Source organism: Clostridium chromiireducens (assembly GCF_002029255.1).
GTDB classification, from domain to species: Bacteria; Bacillota; Clostridia; order Clostridiales; family Clostridiaceae; genus Clostridium; species Clostridium chromiireducens.
In genome coordinates, this window is the sequence record NZ_MZGT01000016.1 from 67,825 (window position 1) to 85,165 (window position 17,341).

General features: G+C 29.2%; 19 protein-coding genes and 1 pseudogene. 7 read left to right on the forward strand and 13 right to left on the reverse strand.

Going from position 1 to position 17,341, the window contains the following annotated elements; all coding sequences use genetic code 11:
- Nucleotides 1-79 precede the first annotated feature (79 nt).
- The 8 genes from CLCHR_RS07580 to CLCHR_RS07615 all read right to left on the reverse strand — a co-directional run bounded on the left by CLCHR_RS07580 (nucleotide 80) and on the right by CLCHR_RS07615 (nucleotide 5,044).
- On the reverse strand, nucleotides 80-235 hold the full coding sequence (locus CLCHR_RS07580) for a MarR family transcriptional regulator (protein ID WP_079439096.1): 156 nt from the start codon (nucleotides 233-235) through the stop codon (nucleotides 80-82).
- A 10-nt stretch (nucleotides 236-245) separates the two neighbouring features.
- Entirely contained in the window at nucleotides 246-1,235 is a 990-nt protein-coding gene (locus CLCHR_RS24740) for a DnaD domain-containing protein (protein ID WP_079439097.1), read from the reverse strand.
- Nucleotides 1,236-1,426: 191 nt separating this feature from the next.
- A complete protein-coding gene (locus CLCHR_RS07590; RefSeq protein ID WP_079439098.1) occupies nucleotides 1,427-2,554 on the reverse strand; it encodes a ParB/RepB/Spo0J family partition protein in 1,128 nt (375 codons plus the stop codon).
- On the reverse strand, nucleotides 2,542-3,297 hold the full coding sequence (locus CLCHR_RS07595; RefSeq protein WP_079439099.1) for a ParA family protein: 756 nt from the start codon (nucleotides 3,295-3,297) through the stop codon (nucleotides 2,542-2,544). The genes CLCHR_RS07590 and CLCHR_RS07595 overlap by 13 nt, the downstream gene beginning before the upstream one ends.
- Nucleotides 3,298-3,476: 179 nt before the next feature.
- The gene (locus tag CLCHR_RS07600; RefSeq protein WP_079439100.1) at nucleotides 3,477-3,911 is read right to left on the reverse strand and encodes a hypothetical protein; all 435 of its coding nucleotides are present in this window, start codon (nucleotides 3,909-3,911) and stop codon (nucleotides 3,477-3,479) included.
- 194 nt (nucleotides 3,912-4,105) lie between these two features.
- Nucleotides 4,106-4,288 (reverse strand): hypothetical protein, encoded by a 183-nt coding sequence (locus CLCHR_RS07605; protein ID WP_079439101.1) that lies wholly within the window; start codon nucleotides 4,286-4,288, stop codon nucleotides 4,106-4,108.
- A 56-nt stretch (nucleotides 4,289-4,344) separates the two neighbouring features.
- On the reverse strand, nucleotides 4,345-4,779 hold the full coding sequence (locus tag CLCHR_RS07610; protein WP_079439102.1) for a helix-turn-helix domain-containing protein: 435 nt from the start codon (nucleotides 4,777-4,779) through the stop codon (nucleotides 4,345-4,347).
- A gap of 58 nt (nucleotides 4,780-4,837) precedes the next feature.
- Entirely contained in the window at nucleotides 4,838-5,044 is a 207-nt protein-coding gene (locus tag CLCHR_RS07615) for a helix-turn-helix transcriptional regulator (protein ID WP_079439103.1), read from the reverse strand.
- A 192-nt stretch (nucleotides 5,045-5,236) separates the two neighbouring features.
- Here CLCHR_RS07615 and CLCHR_RS07620 point away from each other — a divergent pair, with 192 nt between their 5' ends.
- The 4 genes from CLCHR_RS07620 (at nucleotide 5,237) to CLCHR_RS07635 (ending at nucleotide 8,844) form a co-directional block, all read left to right on the forward strand.
- Nucleotides 5,237-5,581, forward strand: a complete 345-nt coding sequence (locus CLCHR_RS07620) for a helix-turn-helix domain-containing protein (RefSeq protein ID WP_079439104.1) — start codon at nucleotides 5,237-5,239, stop codon at nucleotides 5,579-5,581.
- A gap of 68 nt (nucleotides 5,582-5,649) precedes the next feature.
- Entirely contained in the window at nucleotides 5,650-6,480 is an 831-nt protein-coding gene (locus CLCHR_RS07625; protein ID WP_079439105.1) for a hypothetical protein, read from the forward strand.
- Nucleotides 6,481-6,633: 153 nt separating this feature from the next.
- The gene (locus tag CLCHR_RS07630; RefSeq protein ID WP_079439106.1) at nucleotides 6,634-7,131 is read left to right on the forward strand and encodes an ImmA/IrrE family metallo-endopeptidase; all 498 of its coding nucleotides are present in this window, start codon (nucleotides 6,634-6,636) and stop codon (nucleotides 7,129-7,131) included.
- 102 nt (nucleotides 7,132-7,233) lie between these two features.
- Nucleotides 7,234-8,844, forward strand: coding sequence for a recombinase family protein (locus CLCHR_RS07635; protein WP_079439107.1), 1,611 nt, complete (start codon nucleotides 7,234-7,236; stop codon nucleotides 8,842-8,844).
- Nucleotides 8,845-8,854: 10 nt separating this feature from the next.
- Here the strand turns inward: CLCHR_RS07635 and CLCHR_RS07640 are convergent.
- Nucleotides 8,855-9,193 (reverse strand): annotated as a pseudogene (locus CLCHR_RS07640) (substrate-binding domain-containing protein); the annotation flags it as partial.
- A gap of 150 nt (nucleotides 9,194-9,343) precedes the next feature.
- Between CLCHR_RS07640 and CLCHR_RS07645 the strand changes: the two are divergent.
- On the forward strand, nucleotides 9,344-10,621 hold the full coding sequence (locus CLCHR_RS07645; RefSeq protein WP_079439108.1) for an MBL fold metallo-hydrolase: 1,278 nt from the start codon (nucleotides 9,344-9,346) through the stop codon (nucleotides 10,619-10,621).
- 464 nt (nucleotides 10,622-11,085) lie between these two features.
- Here CLCHR_RS07645 and CLCHR_RS07650 read toward each other — a convergent pair whose 3' ends face one another.
- Nucleotides 11,086-12,048: an NYN domain-containing protein gene (locus CLCHR_RS07650; protein ID WP_079439109.1), complete on the reverse strand. Its 963-nt coding sequence runs from the start codon at nucleotides 12,046-12,048 to the stop codon at nucleotides 11,086-11,088.
- A gap of 455 nt (nucleotides 12,049-12,503) precedes the next feature.
- On the opposite strand from CLCHR_RS07650, the gene CLCHR_RS25565 reads away from it, so the two are divergent.
- Nucleotides 12,504-12,881 (forward strand): substrate-binding domain-containing protein, encoded by a 378-nt coding sequence (locus CLCHR_RS25565; protein WP_341456888.1) that lies wholly within the window; start codon nucleotides 12,504-12,506, stop codon nucleotides 12,879-12,881.
- A gap of 37 nt (nucleotides 12,882-12,918) precedes the next feature.
- Nucleotides 12,919-13,209 carry a substrate-binding domain-containing protein gene (locus CLCHR_RS25570; protein WP_341456889.1) on the forward strand — a complete coding sequence of 97 codons (291 nt, stop codon included), beginning with the start codon at nucleotides 12,919-12,921 and terminating at the stop codon, nucleotides 13,207-13,209.
- 38 nt (nucleotides 13,210-13,247) lie between these two features.
- On the opposite strand, the gene CLCHR_RS07660 is transcribed toward CLCHR_RS25570, so the two are convergent.
- From CLCHR_RS07660 to CLCHR_RS07670, 3 genes are all read right to left on the reverse strand, one after another.
- Complete coding sequence (locus CLCHR_RS07660) at nucleotides 13,248-14,576, reverse strand: hemolysin family protein (protein WP_079439110.1); 1,329 nt, start codon at nucleotides 14,574-14,576, stop codon at nucleotides 13,248-13,250.
- A gap of 52 nt (nucleotides 14,577-14,628) precedes the next feature.
- The gene (locus tag CLCHR_RS07665) at nucleotides 14,629-15,480 is read right to left on the reverse strand and encodes a zinc metalloprotease HtpX (protein WP_079439111.1); all 852 of its coding nucleotides are present in this window, start codon (nucleotides 15,478-15,480) and stop codon (nucleotides 14,629-14,631) included.
- Between the two features lie 408 nt (nucleotides 15,481-15,888).
- A complete protein-coding gene (locus CLCHR_RS07670) occupies nucleotides 15,889-16,767 on the reverse strand; it encodes an AraC family transcriptional regulator (RefSeq protein WP_079439112.1) in 879 nt (292 codons plus the stop codon).
- Between the last annotated feature and the right edge of the window lie 574 nt (nucleotides 16,768-17,341).

Genomic DNA, 17,341 nt, shown 5'->3' on the forward strand with positions numbered 1-17,341 from the left:
CTCCCCTTATATTTTTTTGCAGTAACCTTAACATTAGCAATTGTAATCCCTGCTACTAACACTCCTAGTCCTGCAAGTATTAACTTACTATCTCTTTTAAGTTTTTATAAAAAGCTGATTTTTTCTCTTCTGAAAATCCTTCAGTAAATTTTTCAAATATCTCTTTTAAATCCTTGTTAGGCTCTTCAAAATGAGCTTTAATAATCTTTTCTATGTTTTCATCCAATTTACTCATATAACACTCCTTATTTATCCCATCCTAGCAACTTCTTTTCTAGTGAATCATAATCATATTGTCTTGCCTCAAAGTTATTAAATCTTAGTGGCTTAACCACATTATCGTCTTTAGTTCTTGCTTTAGATTGTTCTCTGCCTTTTGTTTGCCAATTTTGCAATATTCCTAGAAGATAACCATAATTATTTATTTTCCCACGTTTTACGCATTCACTAGCTGCTTCCATCATCCAATTAGCTCCAAAGACTTTAATATCAGCATCTATAAATTCTTTTAATTTGGCACTACCAATAAAACCACATTTTTGAAAATGTGTATAAATATTAATCATTTCTTCTTCACCACCAACAACAAACGAATCATTGTTATTGGTTGTTGGATTAGGATATTGGTTATTGGATTTAGGATTATGGTTATTGGTTATTGGTTTATGGTTTTGTCCACTTATCGGTAACGTATCGTCAAATCTCCCTATTTGAGCCATTCCTTCTAAATTATAATTTCTCTCAGACTCGTCATACGTATCGCTAATAATTTCTTCTTGATTGGTACACGTATCGTTAGACGATACGTTAATTAATGCTGCTAAATATTCTTCTATTAGCTGTTTAATTGAAGTATTTTTTACATTAGTTGCAATTTCTTTTATAAGAGTTTTATCAATTACATTTCCTAAATCTTTTTTTATACAATCTATCATAGGTTTTCCACCCTTATTTAGATTGTATTTACCATAATTCTTAATGCATATTTCCTTAGTTTCTTCATTGTAAATCACCAACTTATGATTATTAATGAATCTACCCATAAGACTATTTATAGATTCTATGCTATACCCTAAATCAAAAGCCATTTGCTTCTTAACGATTCTATAAATTCCAATCATATTAGTACATGGATTCGTTAATAAATACAAATAAAAATATTTATCTTCTGGTGTCATATCCTCCATTACTTTAGGATCATTCCAAAACTCTGTATAAACCATTCTAAATGCCATATAATACACTCCTTAATAAATTTCTATTTCTTTGTTAGTAAAATTCTGTGATACTCATTAAACTATTTAAATTCGATAATATTCCATATATATTAAATTATCCTATAATGCCACTTAAATATCTTTTAATGCAAAATATAACAATATAAAACTAAAAAATTATTATATATGCCTTAAAAGACATATATATTTTAATTTAATTCAATTTTCTTTTGAAACCACACAAAAATATCATCTGCTATTTTATATGCATATTTAGGTGTCAATGGATTAGTATTGTAGACTTCTATTTCATCTACTTTCTCAAAATATTTGATTCTAACATTTAAATTTCCTTTACCTGAATTACCTTCAAATCCTTTTAATCTTGCTTCCATAGTTGAATTAATAAATTGGGGATTGTCTATATAAAATACCCCTGTAATAATATCGCTTGATATTATTAACCTTGGATTAGTAAATTCTTCAAAAACTTCTTTTAATTTAGCTATATTATCTTGAGCTTCATTGATTTTTTCATCTTTTTTAGCTTTAGTTAAATACTTCTCAGACAAAGATTCTCTATGTTCTTCTTTATCATTTATTTTTTTATCTGAATACATTTCTTCTAAAAGCCTTTTATCTCGATAGCTTTCAACTGGCTGCTTAATTCCATTAATCAGAGTTTCAACTTCTTCTTTATGATCCTTAGAGTTTAGATCCTTAATTTCTTCATGAACTATATGCTGCTCTTCATCTGATAAGCTACTTAAAGTATGTGCCTGAGTTAATGTTATCTCTTCCTTATCAAGCTTTTCTTTAAGTAGCTCAATTAAATCTTTATCTACCTTTTGGTATCTTCCAACTTGTACACCTGAAAGCTTCATATCCTTTCCTATTAAGTCTCTAACCTTCCCTTTAGGTAATTGCTCTCCATTAGTTTTCTTTTGCTCATAGATAGCCTTAAGCCTTCTTATACCTTCCATCTTTTCACTCGGTAATAATTCTCTCTGTTCAACATTTGCTTGTATAAGCATTATCTCTGCATCAAAATCACTAAGTTCTTTGACCTGGCATGGAACTTTTTCATAATTAAGACTTTTTAATGCTCTATGTCGTCTTTCCCCTGAAATAATCTCATACTTACCATCATCAAGCTTTCTAACAACTAAATTATGCATAAGGCCATTTTCTTTAATAGACTCTGCAAGCTCTTCGATTTCTCTAATGCCATAAAAGTTGTTCTGTGAAGGAACTAGATTATTTATATCTAGCTCCTGTGTAAAACCTTTATTCTCTACTCCATTTATTCTATCTGCTATCCCCTTTAAATAAGACATTGCTGCATTTCCTCCACAAAACTTTTATAGTCCTTAGATGCATTTGCTCTTGCATTAAAATAAATCACTGGAGTAGTATTGAAAGTACTTTTAATTACTTCTACATTGTCTCTTATGCTTTGCTTAAATAGCATGTCTCCCAGTTCATCCTTAAGCTCTTGTTTAATTGTTCTGTTAATTGTTGTAGCTCTATCCATTGTTACCAAAATGCCTAACGTTTTTAACTTATTATTAAATTCTTCTCTTACTTCTTGAATGCTACCCATTAGATATTCAAAACCATCTAGTGCAAATTTATCTATTTTCAAAGGAACAATAACATAATCACTAGCAGCTAATGCATTAATAGATAGCATTCCTAAACTAGGCGGACAATCTATTAAGATATAATTAAAGGTATCTTCTCTCTTTCCACTAATCCATTTCTTAAGCCTTGTCTCTCTTGCTTTCTTAGTATCTGCAAGTATTTCGGCTTCACTCATAATAAGATTTATGTTCGCAGGAACAATCCAAAGATTTTTATATACAGTTCCTTGTATTGGCACATCTTCACCAGCAAGTAATTCATATGTACCTTTAGTGTTAGGGTTGTACATATTTAAGTACTTTGTAGCATTACTTTGTGGATCTAAATCTATTAGCAATACCTTATGACCTTGTTTCCCTAACTCTGCTGCAACATTTACACATGAAGTTGTTTTTGCAACTCCACCTTTTATATTTAAAAAACTTATAATTTTCATGTCTTTACATCTCCTTCTAAATATCTTATAATGGAGATACGGTATTCGTAGTACCATATCTCAAGCATTTAATTGAAATTATTGAACCTTTGCATAAGGTTCTTTTTTCATTTCCAGCAATGTTCTTGCAAGCTTATCTTTTAAGTCTTTAGCTTTGCAGACTATAGAAAAATTACTCATTACATTTCCCTCCCATCAATTTGATAATAGTTGAAGTATTCATCTAAATATTTGTCATCATCTTTTCCAAATACATCTTTAATACCTTTAAAAATAGAATTTAAGGCTTCATATCGTATTAATGATTCTTTTAGCATCTGCTTTGCTTTTGGTAATGTAACCTTTGTTGGTAGATTATCTCGTATGGATCTATGACAACGAAAAAAATCTATTTCATAAGTGGTTTCATTAAGTTCAAAGAAACTTTCTTTCTTCCAATCATTTAAAATATTAATTACTTCTTGGATTGCTCTAATCTCATTAATCAAATCATTATAGCTATCTATAAATTCCAATATAAGTTCATAGCCATGATTTTCATTAAATTTCCTTATCAAATCATAATCTTTATATTTCCCCTCATTCTTAGAGCAAAATTTTTTAAATTCCTGCATTATCTGTCCTCCTTGCATAAACTACAATTTTTATAACTTCCACAACAAAACTTAAGTAAATGCACTTTCCTGCTCTTTTTATCCACAATCTTATTTCGAATATTATAGCTATTGTGTATAAACTTTGGACATCTTATCTTGCACATATAAACTTATGTCTCCTTTCTTAATTTCAAGGCATTTAAGCCTATTTATCATTTAGTGACTGCACTCTTATCAGCAGTTAAAATCGCTAATGCATTATTCAAAACTTTAAGTCTTAATTCCTTGGGACACATTCTCATTGCTGCTTCAACTTGCAGTTCAGCTAATAGATCACTAAATCCCTTTCTATCTTCCAAGTCTAATATAGTTACTTTTATTTCATCACCCTTCATTTCTACTCCCCCATAAATATCAATCATTCCATAGTATGATTGAGTATTTTCATTTGTTACTTTGCAAATTTCAAAGCCATGATAGCTTCAACTACATCATCCAATTCTTTTACTATTTGATTCCACTGAGGTCTTTCATATTCATCTATAACCCCATCACAAGTAATTTCTATCATTACATCCCTAAGCTTAATGAAATCAGATACCTCTTTTTGAAGTCTTAATATGGCAACTGGTAATTCTTTTATTTCAATTTCAGGTAAATATTTTTGCCCCACTTCAGCACTTGTTTTTAAATGTTGATAAGCTAAATACTGAGTGTCATAAATTTCAATCATTTTAATAACCACCTTATCAGGTGGAGTTCTCTTTCCTCCTTCATAGGCTCTTAGGCTATCTACAGATATGTCCATGCACTCTGATGCTTTTTCTTGGGTCAAGCCTGTACTTTCTCTCGCTATTTGGTAAATATTTCTGTATTCCTGCACTATTCATTTCACTCCTATTCTTGTATTAAGATATAATAAACAAAGTTTTAGTTTCTAGAACTTAAATATTAAAAAAAAGAGCTAATATTTCTTCTTGATTTAGTTCTAATATTTCACTTATTTTATTAGCTAAATCTATATGCACTTTTGTTTTACCGCACTCTATTAAACAGTAACTAGCTTTATTCTTATATCCCAGCATTTTAGCCATTTGTTCTTGAGAATATTTTTTGCGTTCTCTAAACTCTATAAGCAACTTAGTATTCATAAAATTCTCCTATTCAAATTATTCCAAGTTTGATTTTCTCAAACCTTATACAGTAATTATAGTTTTAGTTTTTCAAACTGTCAATAGCATTTCGAATTAAAGTTTAATTTTCTCAAACTTTATTTTATGATTTTTATATTATGTTAAAATATAATTAGTTTAAATAATTTAAACATTAAAGGAAGGTAAGCTATGGAATCAAATATATTAGGTAATAGATTAAAAACCTTACGATTAGAAGCTAATTTAACACAAGAAGAGTTCGGTAAACCATATTCTTTAAAAAAGTCTACCGTATCACAATATGAGTCTGGAAGCAGTAGACCTGATGATGAATTAAAGAAAAGGATTGCTCTTGATTACAATGTTTCATTGGACTGGCTTATGGGGCTTACTGATACAAAAAACTATGAATCTAAAGAAACTACTATAGCTCTTCATAGTGATACTGATTATAAGGATCTTCCACCTGAAGCAAAAGAAGAAATTTATAATTTTATAGATTATATAAAAAATAAATATAAAGATAAAAAATAAGGTGTTCTTTATGAACACTTATATTTTTAATTTTTTCATAAAATTTTTTGTGTACTGGAGTAACTTAAATGAAGGACTTATTAGATTTATTAAAGAATGGAGATTATACAACTTTTTTTATTTTTGTATTAATATTTATTTTTATCTGGTTATTTAAGGATATGAAGAAAACATTGCTAGAAACCAAGAAATCTGATTTAAATTTTATAGATCAATCAATCGAGTCTCACGCTCTATCATTAAAAGCAGTTTATTTCTTCTTGAATAATTCTAAAAGCGAGAATGATTTATTAACAACTCTATATTCATCATATAAATATTTTGACAAGCACATTTTAGAGATTGTAGATAAATTCTCCGCCTCAAGTTGTATTATTTCCCAAGAAGAAAAATCGAAATTACTTATAACTTTATCTAAAGAATTAAAGGGGAAAATAACTATATTAAAAGAAAAACAATTATATCAAACAGTAGATAAAGATTATAAATTATCCATATTCTATTTTTGGGATACTGCTAGTAAAAATAATTTTGATATATATTATAATGCTTTCCTATATTCATTAATTATTTTAGTTATATCCGTTACTTCTTTAGAATTAATCATGCATCTTTATACTTTAGAACCAAAAACCTCTGTGCCATTAATTGTACTCATAATCGGATATTTATTTTGGTTGTTTTTACTCCCAATTTCAATTAACGTACTTCTAAAAAAAGATTTTAAAAAAATATGCCTACTTATCTTATTTTCTATTTCCCCCTTTGTATTAACATATTTTATTCACATTTTTGAAAATTACATTTTTAAAATAGTTATTCTTACAATTTTTATCATTTCTATTTCTATAAACTTTTACGTAGACATTAAATATTTAAAATTACTTCGTAACAAATAAAGGTGTTTTTTATTAACACCTTTATTTGTTATTACAATCACAGTTACTAATGTAGAACAAGGTGTTCATCACGAACACCTTGTTTGCCGCTATTGCCGAACATACATTCTCGTGTTATAATAATCCCATAATTTACATGGTGGTGATTGACAAATGAAAAATTTAAATACAATTTTTGAGATAATTGACAACGAGCAAATTCTTCTTGAAGAAACAGTCTTTAAACATAGTCGCTCGGAGGGATTATATTTTAATATTCCTGGAATTCCACCAACGATAGGAGTGGACAAATCTATAGTTACTTGTAACTATAAATATATATCAATTTTAGCTGAGGAACTCGGACATCATTTCACAACATTAGGCGATTTAATTGAAGATTGCCAAACCTACGATGAGGAACTTTTAAAAAATAAAAAAGAACAAATAGCTAAACTGTGGGCTGCTGATTTTTTAATAAGTGATGAAGAATTTGTACAAGCTCTTCATAATTGTATCTCTACTATACCTGACATGGCTGAATACTTTACTGTTACAGAAGAAATTATAAAATATAAAATTTTATCTATAACATTAAATGAGTTTAAATATAATAATATCAGAAATAATTTCAGAACTAGAGAAATACCCTATCATACTTGTGCAATATAGTACTCTTCCTACATTTTTTAGTTATTTATATGTAGTCATACTCAATTAACTTACGCTATGTATAAAACTACAATCAATATATAAACAATTTGGAGGTATATTATGAAGGCTGCTATTTATTCCAGAAAATCTAAATTTACTGGTAAAGGTGAAAGTGTAGAAAATCAAATAGAGTTATGTAAAAAATATGCTAGCGATAATGGATACAATGAAATACTTATATATGAGGATGAAGGTTTCTCAGGCGGTAATGTAAATAGACCTGAATTTAAATCTATGATGAAAGATGCCAAGTTAAAGAAATTTGATGCAATTATTTGTTATAGACTTGATAGAATTAGCAGAAATGTTTCCGACTTTTCTACACTTATTGATGAATTAAAGCTTCTCGGAATAGATTTTATATCTATTCGTGAGCAATTTGATACAACTAGTCCAATGGGAACAGCTATGATGTTTATTAGTAGTGTATTTGCCCAATTAGAACGTGAAACTATAGCTGAACGTATAAAGGACAATATGTATGAACTTGCTAAAACTGGTCGTTGGCTTGGTGGTACTCCCCCCTTTGGATTTTCATCCGAACCTGAATATTATCTAGATAATAATTCCAAACAAAAAAAGATGATGAAATTATCACCTATTGAGGAAGAAATAAATGTAGTCAAGTTATTTTTTGAGCAATACTTGGTCCTTGGAAGCCTTGGAAAATTGCAAAAGTACCTTATAAAAAATAATATTAATACCAAAAGAAATGCTGCCTGGGATATTAAAGCTCTACAGCTCTTACTTAGAAATCCAGTTTATGTGAAATCATCCGATTTGGTTGTAAGTTATCTCTCTACTAAAGGCGCAACTGTATTTGGTAATCCTAATAGTAATGGAATATTATCCTATAATAAAAAAGATTCTAAAGATAAATATAGAGATATAAGTGAATGGATCTTATCGGTTTCAATGCATGAAGGAATAATTGAAGACACATTATGGTTAAAAACTCAAAAACTTTTAGATAGAAATAAAGATTTAGCTCCTAGATTAGTAAGTGGGAGTTCTTCAGGGTTATTTAATTCTGTACTCTATTGTTCAAAATGTGGGGGACGTATGATACAGAAACAAGGTCATAAATCAAAAAAAACTGGTGATCTTCTTAGATATTATGTTTGCGTAAATAAAATGAATTCAGGCGGAGATATATGCAAGAGTAAAAATATAAGAGTTGATAAATTAGAGAATGATGTTATGAATGCACTCTTTCAAGAAACGTCTGATAAGGGTTCCTTAATCAAAGCTATCGAAAATTATAAAAAGAGCTTAGAATCTGAAATGATAGATAAATTTGATATAAAAAATTATGAAAAACAAATATCACAAAAAGAAATTCAAATAAAAAATTTATTAGATAAGATTTCATTAAATCCTAACCTGTATGATTTATTTGAGAAAAGAATTGAAGAGTTAAGTGAAGAAATTAAATCTCTAAAATTTAAGAAATTTGAATTAGAGAATATAAATAATAATTTCAAGTTAGCAACAAAAGAAATTAATGCATCCACATCTATGTTGTTAAATTTTAAAAAATTATGGATAGGTGCTGATAGCTCTATGAGAAAGCTCCTAATTAATTCACTAGTGGACTACATTCAATATAACCCTGATACTAAAGAAGCCAAAATAAAGTTATTTTGCGCTAAAAAAAAAGGCGCTATTTAATGTAGCGCCCAAATGCACCTGCAGTTGCAGCAAAATCAATATTAGTAACCATATTAACATCTGTCTTAGGATTAATGTTGTTTTTCTTCATCGAATATTCAAGAGCCATTGCTGGAACCCCACCAGGTCTTCCTCCAATAACACTTTTTCCTTTGATATTTTCCCATTTGAAATTATCCTCTTTGGTTCTTCCAACTAAGAAAGATCCATCCTTTTGAGTAAGCTGAGCAAAAAGCACTGGATAGTCTTCTCTTCCTTGATTGTTGATGTAAATAGTTTGTTCAGGTCCACAGAAACCAATATCTGCTGATTTACTTAATACTGCCTGCATAGTCTTATCAGCACCTTGTGGTGCTTGAACTCACTTGCGATGAAGATAAAAAAATCTAATTTTACGATTGTGTTAATGTTTTGTTATGTCTTAGTTAATACTGCAACCTTTCTAAATTCAAATAATAAGATGATTAATGAATAAAGGTATTAAGGGGCAACTGTAAAGATGCAAAAAAGTATAGTAAAAATACCAAAACTAATTCCTATTATGCTTGCTTTATGTTTCTTATCTATTGGAGTAGATTCTTATTTGAAAAAAGATTTTATTAATAGTCATGGTGGATTTACATTTACTAAAACTTTCATAAACAATAATTGGTATTGTTTTGACGAGACTGGGAGGCTTCAAACTGGAATTTATGAACACAATAATAAGAAATATTACTCTTCTAGCGATGGTGTAATGGCTGCTAATCAGTGGATTACCATCGATAACAAAAAATATTATGTAAAAGCAGATAGTTCCCTAGCAGTTGGGAATATTATTATCAATGGCAAGATGGAGAGTTTTGATGATTCAGGTGAATATAAAGGTTCTGTAGAAATGACAGATAATTTATTTATAAAATTCTTAAGTGTCGGAGATGCAGATTGCATATACATTAAACTTCCAAACGGCGAAAAAGTATTAATCGACACTGGAGAATTCAAGAATTCTGGTAAAATTGTAAGTTTCTTAAAAGAACAAGATTTAAAAAACGATAATGGAAAGCCGTTAATCGATTATGTTATACTTACACATCCTCACGGAGACCATATGGGTGGATTAATTACAATTCTTAACAATTTTAATATTAAGAAAGTGTATCTTCCTAATATTCCAGAAACAAAAGATTGGTATGCTGGCATGGATTTAACTAAAGAAACTCCTTATATCATTGAAGCACTAAGAAAAGATTATGATATGTATAAAGGTATAGCAGATTATATCAACAAAAATAAGATAAAAACTGCAACTATTGAAAAAAAACAATTCATAGATGAAAATAATATCTTGCAATTTATTCAATCTGATAAGGAGTTTGAACCTAAGCCACTAAGAGGTGAAAGTTTACTAGATTACTGGAATGATAGATCTGCAATCATATATTTAAATTACGGAGACTTACAAGTCTTATTTACTGGCGATATGGAATGGAGATCAGAAAAAGATTTTACTGAAAATAAATTATTAAATCGATCAGACGTCGACGTGCTAAAAGTACCACATCATGGATACGACACATCATCAACAATAGATTTTGTCAGATATGTTAAACCTTCGTTTGGCGTTATAAGCAGGTCTGCTGAGAGCATAAATGGAGATAGCTTCAAAAATAAAAATATAAGTAAAAATTCTGCTTACACTAATTTAATTTCAAGTGGCGTTAATATATATGAAACAAGTGAAAAAGATGGAGTTTCAATATATGCAACGGAAAAAAATTGGAATATAGAGAACTAAAAGACTCCATAGATATGCTAAAAAAGCCAAGGTTATAGCCACCATTACCCTACTCCGCATTTCACGACACAGGGGTAATGGTAATCTTTTTCCTACCACTCTAAACTCTTCTCCATTATTTTGTTTCGTATATAGATATCCAATTTATGAATTAGAGTTATTAGATAAATATATTTACAAATTTGCTAAAACTTTAAGCTCATATCTTCACTAGAAATTATAAATATTATTGTACCCACAAGGGGCATAATACGAAGAAAACATTTAAAAATGAGCTGTCAAAGGTTATTAGTTGTAGGTTGTTCCACTTTATCTTGTCACACCGAAGGTGGGATCATGATAAAATGGATGCAACTTACAACTTAGAACCTTCAGCGATATTTTTATAGTTTTTCGGAGCAAAAATATTTATATTTTCGGTAAGCTATCGCATAATTCTAAGTTTTAGTTTAGATATCAATAGCCTATTTAATAAGCTGAGCATTATAACCACTAATTTTAATAACGCCGATTTTCTTATCTAAGAATAGGGAAAACTTAGTAACTCCACTTTTCTTAATCACTATATCTAAATTAGGGATAATGTTAGATAATTCTTTTTTCAGCTCTCCAATATTCATTTTTGCTACTCGCTTCTTATTGAATATCATAATTATTTTGTTTTCAATTTCTTTAATATTTTCTGGCATAATACTTTTTATAGAAACCCAGTATTTGTTTTCTTTATTACTTAAATAAAGACTATCAAATTCTTTTAGCAACTCAGATAATTTTGTATAATGATAATTTCTCACATCAAAATCTGGAAACATATTATTTATCCTTTGCCCTATTTCTCCAAGATGCATAGTATCTATATTACTGTCTAAAATCATATTAATAATAGTTTTTTCTATTATACTTTTTTTCGTAAAAGATTCTTCTTCAAAATGTTTATTCCTGATTTCGCTATCTTTTGGCGCCGTCTCTAATTTTTCATCTTCCGTTTCTATCTCTTCATTTATAATATCTAAATAAATAAATTTTTCACAAGAAGCCCTAAATGATTCTGGTGTTTTTTGTTCTCCCATACCAATAACCAAGTTTCCAGACTCACGTAGTCTTTTTGCTAGTTTATTAAAATCCGAATCACTTGACACAATACAAAAACCATTTACTTTCTCTGAAAACAATATATCCATGGCATCAATAACGAGCCCTATATCTGAAGCATTTTTTCTAGAAGTATCATTAGACTGCATTATAGGAGTAAGTGAAAACTGTGAAGATTTTTCCAACCAAGGTTTTAACCTCTCCTGAGTCCAATCACCATACATTCTCCGAATTGTAACTCTTCCATACTTTGTAAGCTCACCCAGTATATTCTCAATATGTTTTGCTCCAATATTATCTGAATCTATCAATAACGCAATTGTTAATTCTTCCATAATGTATCCCCTTACTATTCAATATAGTATTTCATAATTTTCTTTGAATTTATTTCCATATAAATATTATATTATAATTGTACCTTTTTACAAGCTATTCATATTATCTATTAATATTATTATAGGGTCTCTCGATAATAATTAATCTCATATTAGTCAAATTTGTCATGATGCCGCTCACTATAAATACTGTAATATATAATTCTTAATTGCCAACCCTATATAGATAGATAAATTAATACTTAAACTTTTACTGGCAGAAATCCACAGTTATTTTATCCAGCAACTGAGAAACAGAACATCTTCTCTTGCGGTAAGTTATCACATATTCTTGGTTTAATTTAAAGCTACACATAAACTCAATACAATATTATGTGTAGAAACGAATAAATTTTGCTTATAGAGAAAGTCTATAATTATATGCTTTATTAAGATAAAACTTATGGAGGATGAAAATGACTATATTAAAAAAATTACTATCATTTATTATAGTTTATATATTATTATTTCATAGCATTGAAAATACTGCACATGCTTCCCAAAACATTTCTAATCAAAAGCCACTTAATGTAGGTGTTTTCTTAGTTGATCTTAGTAATGCATTTAATTCTGATTTAAAAAAGAGCTTAGAAGAACTCCAGAAAGAAAGTGGAAATAAAATCAAATTCACCGTTTTTGATGGAAAAGCAAATCAATCTGTTCAAAATGATGATATTGCCAGGGAACTTGACTCAGATTTTGATGTTTTTGTTGTAGCTCCAATTAGTTCCAATGAAGACCAAGTTAGTGATGCTCTTAATAAAATAGTTGATGCAAAACGCCCCTTAATTTAATGGCAAAATTGAAGCCATAATCTCCAATAATGATAATATGGCAATAGGTGCAATCGAAGCACTTCAAAAGTATGGTTTCAACAAAGGTGACAAATCTAAATATATTCCTGTTGTCGGACTCGGCGGCGTACCTGAAGCTAAGAAATTAATTGATCAAGGCTTTATGACTGGCACTATTGTTCAAGATTCTAAACTTCATGCAAAGGCAATTTACGATGTAGCAATGAATTTAGCTTCTAGAAAAGACCCTATTGCTGGCACCGATTATAACTACGACGAAACAGGAATTACAATTAAAATACCCTATTACGTATATATAAAAAAATAAAGATGTCTTGCATTACCCACAAGGCATCTTTATTATAACTATAAGACCAATTCTTCTTTCTTAAGAGAAAGTCTTATTTTTTCAATTCTCTTTTCTTTTATTTCTTTTATTTCGAAAAATAAATTTTCATATTCTATATGTTTTTCCTCTATATTCTTTGGAATATATCCAATAGTCTCAACAATAAATCCACTCATTGTATCATAATTTTCACTTTTTACATCTACATCAAAATAATTATTAAAATCATTAATTGAAAGCATACCTGGTATTATAAATGTATTATTATCTATCTTCTCTATAGCCGGTTCATCTTCATCATATTCATCATCTATGTTACCCATAACTTCTTCGATTAAATCCTCTATAGAAACTATTCCTGAAAATCCTCCATATTCATCTATTAAGACAGCCATATGTTTTCTAGTCTCTTGTAATTCTTTAAATAATTTATCTATCTTTTTAGTTTCTGGAACAAAATGTGGCGGATGTAATATACCTCTAATATCCACATTCTCAAACCCATACTTCCGAGCTTCACTAAGTAAATCCTTAATATAAAGAATCCCAATGATATTATCAATATCATCTTCGTACACAGGAATTCTTGAATATCTTTCTTCTATCAACTTATCTAAATATTCATTTAATGGTTTTTTTATATCAATCGTAAATGCTTCTGTTCTTGGAGTCATTACTTCATGGGCCAATTTATCATCAAATTCAAATATGCTTTTTATCATATCTGTTTCAGTTTGATTTATAACCCCATGTTCTCGTCCAACTTCAACAAAAGACTTAATTTCTTCTTTTGATACTTTCTCCTCTAAATCGTCTTTATCCAATCCGACCAATCTAACTAATACACTTGTTGATGCTGAAAGTAGTTTTACAAACGGAATTGCTATCTTAGATATATATGTTATTGGCTTAACAGAAAACATTGCAATAGCTTCCGCTTTTTTTAGTGCTATTCTCTTAGGAAAAAGTTCTCCAAATACTAATGTTATATAAGATAATACAACTGTAACTACTATCAAAGCAACTTGTCCACTGTAGGGAATATTTAATCCCTTCAGATAAACAGCAAGACTTTCTGATATTCCTGTTGCTGCCGAAGCACTACTAAAAAATCCTGCAAGAGTTATACCTACTTGTATAGTAGATAGGAAGTTAGTTGGTTCTTCCATAAGCTTTAATAAAAGTTTTGCTTTTTTGTTTCCTTCTTCCTCAAGAAACTTTATTTTATTCTTATTTAATGATACTATAGCCATCTCTGCTGATGCAAAAAATGCATTAATTAAAGTTAAAATAGCTATTAAAATTAACTGTGACATTATACTCGTCGGTTCGGGGTCTAATTCCATAAATACTTCCTCCAAAATAATAAAGTTTTAATTTAATCCATTTTAATATAGATTATATGTTTGAATCCTGAAGCCTGCGAACTCTATCCTCAGTAGATGGATGCGTACTAAATAAATTCATTAATCTCTTAGCACTTAATGGATTCACTATAAAAAGATGACTTGCTGCAGGGCTGACGTCCATTGGAACCGTTCTAGAAGCCTGCTCTAACTTCAGTAATGCATTTGAGAGTCCTCTGCTATGCCCTGCAATCCTTGCTCCTGTACTATCAGCAAGATATTCTCTAGATCTTGATACTGCCATCTGTACTAACATAGCTGCAATAGGTCCTAAAATTATTACCGGCAAAGCAGCTAAGAATCCTGGACCTTCTTCTTCATCGCCACCTGCGCCAAACATTAATGCCCACTGAGCCCAATTAGCCATTGTTGTAATTACTCCAGCCATTACAGCTGCAATAGTGCTTATAAGCACGTCTCTATTCTTAATATGTGCCAGTTCATGAGCAATAACGCCTTCTAATTCTTCACGATTTAGTATATTCAATAATCCTTGTGTAACAGCAACAGCTGAATGTTTAGGATTTCTTCCTGTTGCAAAAGCATTAGGCTGCATAGAAGGTGTAATATAAAGTCCTGGCATTGGTATTCCAGCATTTGATGTCAATCTTTCCACCATAGTATAGATTTCAATATTATCGTTTCTTGATAATGGCTTAGCTCCAGTCATAGATAAAGCAATTCTATCACTAAACCAGTAGCTGCCTCCATTCATAATAAGTGCAAATATCAAGGCCATCATCATACCTGATTGACCACCCAAGGCCCCTCCTATTAATACTACTAATATCGTTAAACTACTCATCAAAAGCAAAGTTTTAATTTGATTTCCTAATCCACTCATTTTATTTTCCTCCCTTAATTACAAAAATATTTCAATAAATTTCTTTATAATTATGTCTATAAAATTAAAGAAATTATATAAATAGTTCAAAATCAATGCTATCTATAACAATGTAAATACAGCTTGTCTCCTAAGATAATCTGACTTTTTATTGAGATTATACAACGTAATATCAATGCATCTTCATTATATAACCAATTATTTCTTCATAGATTATATATACAATATCATACATTGATACTTTGCGTTAGTCAATACCACATTACAAGATATTTGTTAAAGTATTATTAAGTATTTATTATATATATTTAAATTTAAACATATATAATAAAAAAGAATGATCTATTAGGTTGTAATAAATCATTCTAAATAATGTGATATTTTATTCTTCTATTTGTTTTAATCTATCTATGCTAGTATTTTTTTAACTGGTATCCATATTTCACTTTTAAAAGTTGATGAAGTTACATCTTTATTTTCATTCCATAGGATTTCTGGTCCTTGCGTTTGTTCATAGTTTGAAGCTGGAAACCATTCAGAATAAATGCGTCCCCAAACGTTTTGTAATGTATCTGGAAATGGTCCTACAGCTTCAAATACTGCCCATGTTGAGGCAGCAACTTCAAGTTTTGATAAGTTATCTGGACACTCCTTTGTTGTTGCTACACCTATATAATGGTCAAGTTCTCCTTTTTCCTCCATTCGTCCTTCTGAAAAATTTAAAGATGCACTTATTAATCCCTTTGGTTCTGTATTAGATAACTCTTTTAATTTATTAATATTTTCAACAGTAAGACTTTGCCACATCTTAGCAATCTCTGGATTTACTCCATTAAAAATTATAGGCACCCTCTTTTTTATTCCAATTATACAAAATGCTTCTTTCTCCTCAATTCTATAGTTCATTTCATTTCCTCCTTCAATTGATAATCGAAAAGTCATTCGTGGATAAGCTTTTAATGATTTTCCATTATACCGCGCCTCTGATGGCGTTATTCCATGTAAACTTTGAAACGCTCTTGTAAATGAATCTGCTGACTTGTATCCATATTTAACAGCCAAGTCAATTATTCTTATGTCGCAATTATTGAGTTCAAAAGCCGCTAGGGTAAGACGCCTCCTACGAATATATTCAGATAACGAAACACCTGCAAGAAAAGAAAACATTCTTTGAAAATGATATTCTGAACAAAATGCCAGTCTTGCTACTTCTTTAGAATCAACTTCGCCATCAAGATTCTCTTCAATATAATTTAATGCTTCATTCATTTTTTTCAACGAATCCATTTAACAACTCTCCTTTCATCAATAGAATATCAGAAATTATATTTACCTATCCGACTATTCTTGCACAATTATGTAGGATTAATTTATTACATTAATTTAAATTCCCTAAAACAAGATTGCAGTTTTTATTATAAAAATACTCTCTGATCAATTATTATTTTATATAAATATCCTTTTTTGTTAATACCAAACAAGTAGGTTTCCTATATTAATTGTCGAATACGTTTAACTATTTCTATTCTTATTTATATATTAAGCTTATTTTATTAATTTATTAACAATATAATGATAAATTAATATTAACACTTGACTAGTATTGGAAAATATTGTTGAATTAAAATGAAATATGTGGTAATATCTTAAAAGTATATTGCTTATATATAGAAATACATATTATAAAAACAAAAAATATAACTCAAACATAAAAGATTAAATATTAAAGATTGCAATAAATTTTCACTTTTAAAATTAATGATACTTTAAAGGAAGTGACATAATGATAAAATATCTAGTTTATTTATAAGAGGAGAAATTACCAATGGTTTATAAATTTAAAAATATAATAGTATATAAT

Bases quoted from the DNA above. Each gene is read 5' to 3' on its own strand.
- CLCHR_RS25565 (WP_341456888.1), top strand. From the start codon at position 12,504: ATGACTATATTAAAAAAATTACTATCATTTATTATAGTTTATATATTA.
- CLCHR_RS07595 (WP_079439099.1), bottom strand. From the start codon at position 3,297: ATGAAAATTATAAGTTTTTTAAATATAAAAGGTGGAGTTGCAAAAACA.
- CLCHR_RS07660 (WP_079439110.1), bottom strand. From the start codon at position 14,576: ATGGAATTAGACCCCGAACCGACGAGTATAATGTCACAGTTAATTTTA.
- CLCHR_RS07590 (WP_079439098.1), bottom strand. From the start codon at position 2,554: ATGTCTTATTTAAAGGGGATAGCAGATAGAATAAATGGAGTAGAGAAT.
- CLCHR_RS07665 (WP_079439111.1), bottom strand. From the start codon at position 15,480: ATGAGTGGATTAGGAAATCAAATTAAAACTTTGCTTTTGATGAGTAGT.
- CLCHR_RS25570 (WP_341456889.1), top strand. From the start codon at position 12,919: ATGGCAATAGGTGCAATCGAAGCACTTCAAAAGTATGGTTTCAACAAA.
- CLCHR_RS07650 (WP_079439109.1), bottom strand. From the start codon at position 12,048: ATGGAAGAATTAACAATTGCGTTATTGATAGATTCAGATAATATTGGA.
- CLCHR_RS07615 (WP_079439103.1), bottom strand. From the start codon at position 5,044: ATGAATACTAAGTTGCTTATAGAGTTTAGAGAACGCAAAAAATATTCT.
- CLCHR_RS07670 (WP_079439112.1), bottom strand. From the start codon at position 16,767: ATGGATTCGTTGAAAAAAATGAATGAAGCATTAAATTATATTGAAGAG.
- CLCHR_RS07600 (WP_079439100.1), bottom strand. From the start codon at position 3,911: ATGCAGGAATTTAAAAAATTTTGCTCTAAGAATGAGGGGAAATATAAA.
- CLCHR_RS24740 (WP_079439097.1), bottom strand. From the start codon at position 1,235: ATGGCATTTAGAATGGTTTATACAGAGTTTTGGAATGATCCTAAAGTA.
- CLCHR_RS07625 (WP_079439105.1), top strand. From the start codon at position 5,650: ATGAAGGACTTATTAGATTTATTAAAGAATGGAGATTATACAACTTTT.
- CLCHR_RS07620 (WP_079439104.1), top strand. From the start codon at position 5,237: ATGGAATCAAATATATTAGGTAATAGATTAAAAACCTTACGATTAGAA.
- CLCHR_RS07630 (WP_079439106.1), top strand. From the start codon at position 6,634: ATGAAAAATTTAAATACAATTTTTGAGATAATTGACAACGAGCAAATT.
- CLCHR_RS07580 (WP_079439096.1), bottom strand. From the start codon at position 235: ATGAGTAAATTGGATGAAAACATAGAAAAGATTATTAAAGCTCATTTT.
- CLCHR_RS07635 (WP_079439107.1), top strand. From the start codon at position 7,234: ATGAAGGCTGCTATTTATTCCAGAAAATCTAAATTTACTGGTAAAGGT.
- CLCHR_RS07605 (WP_079439101.1), bottom strand. From the start codon at position 4,288: ATGAAGGGTGATGAAATAAAAGTAACTATATTAGACTTGGAAGATAGA.
- CLCHR_RS07645 (WP_079439108.1), top strand. From the start codon at position 9,344: ATGCAAAAAAGTATAGTAAAAATACCAAAACTAATTCCTATTATGCTT.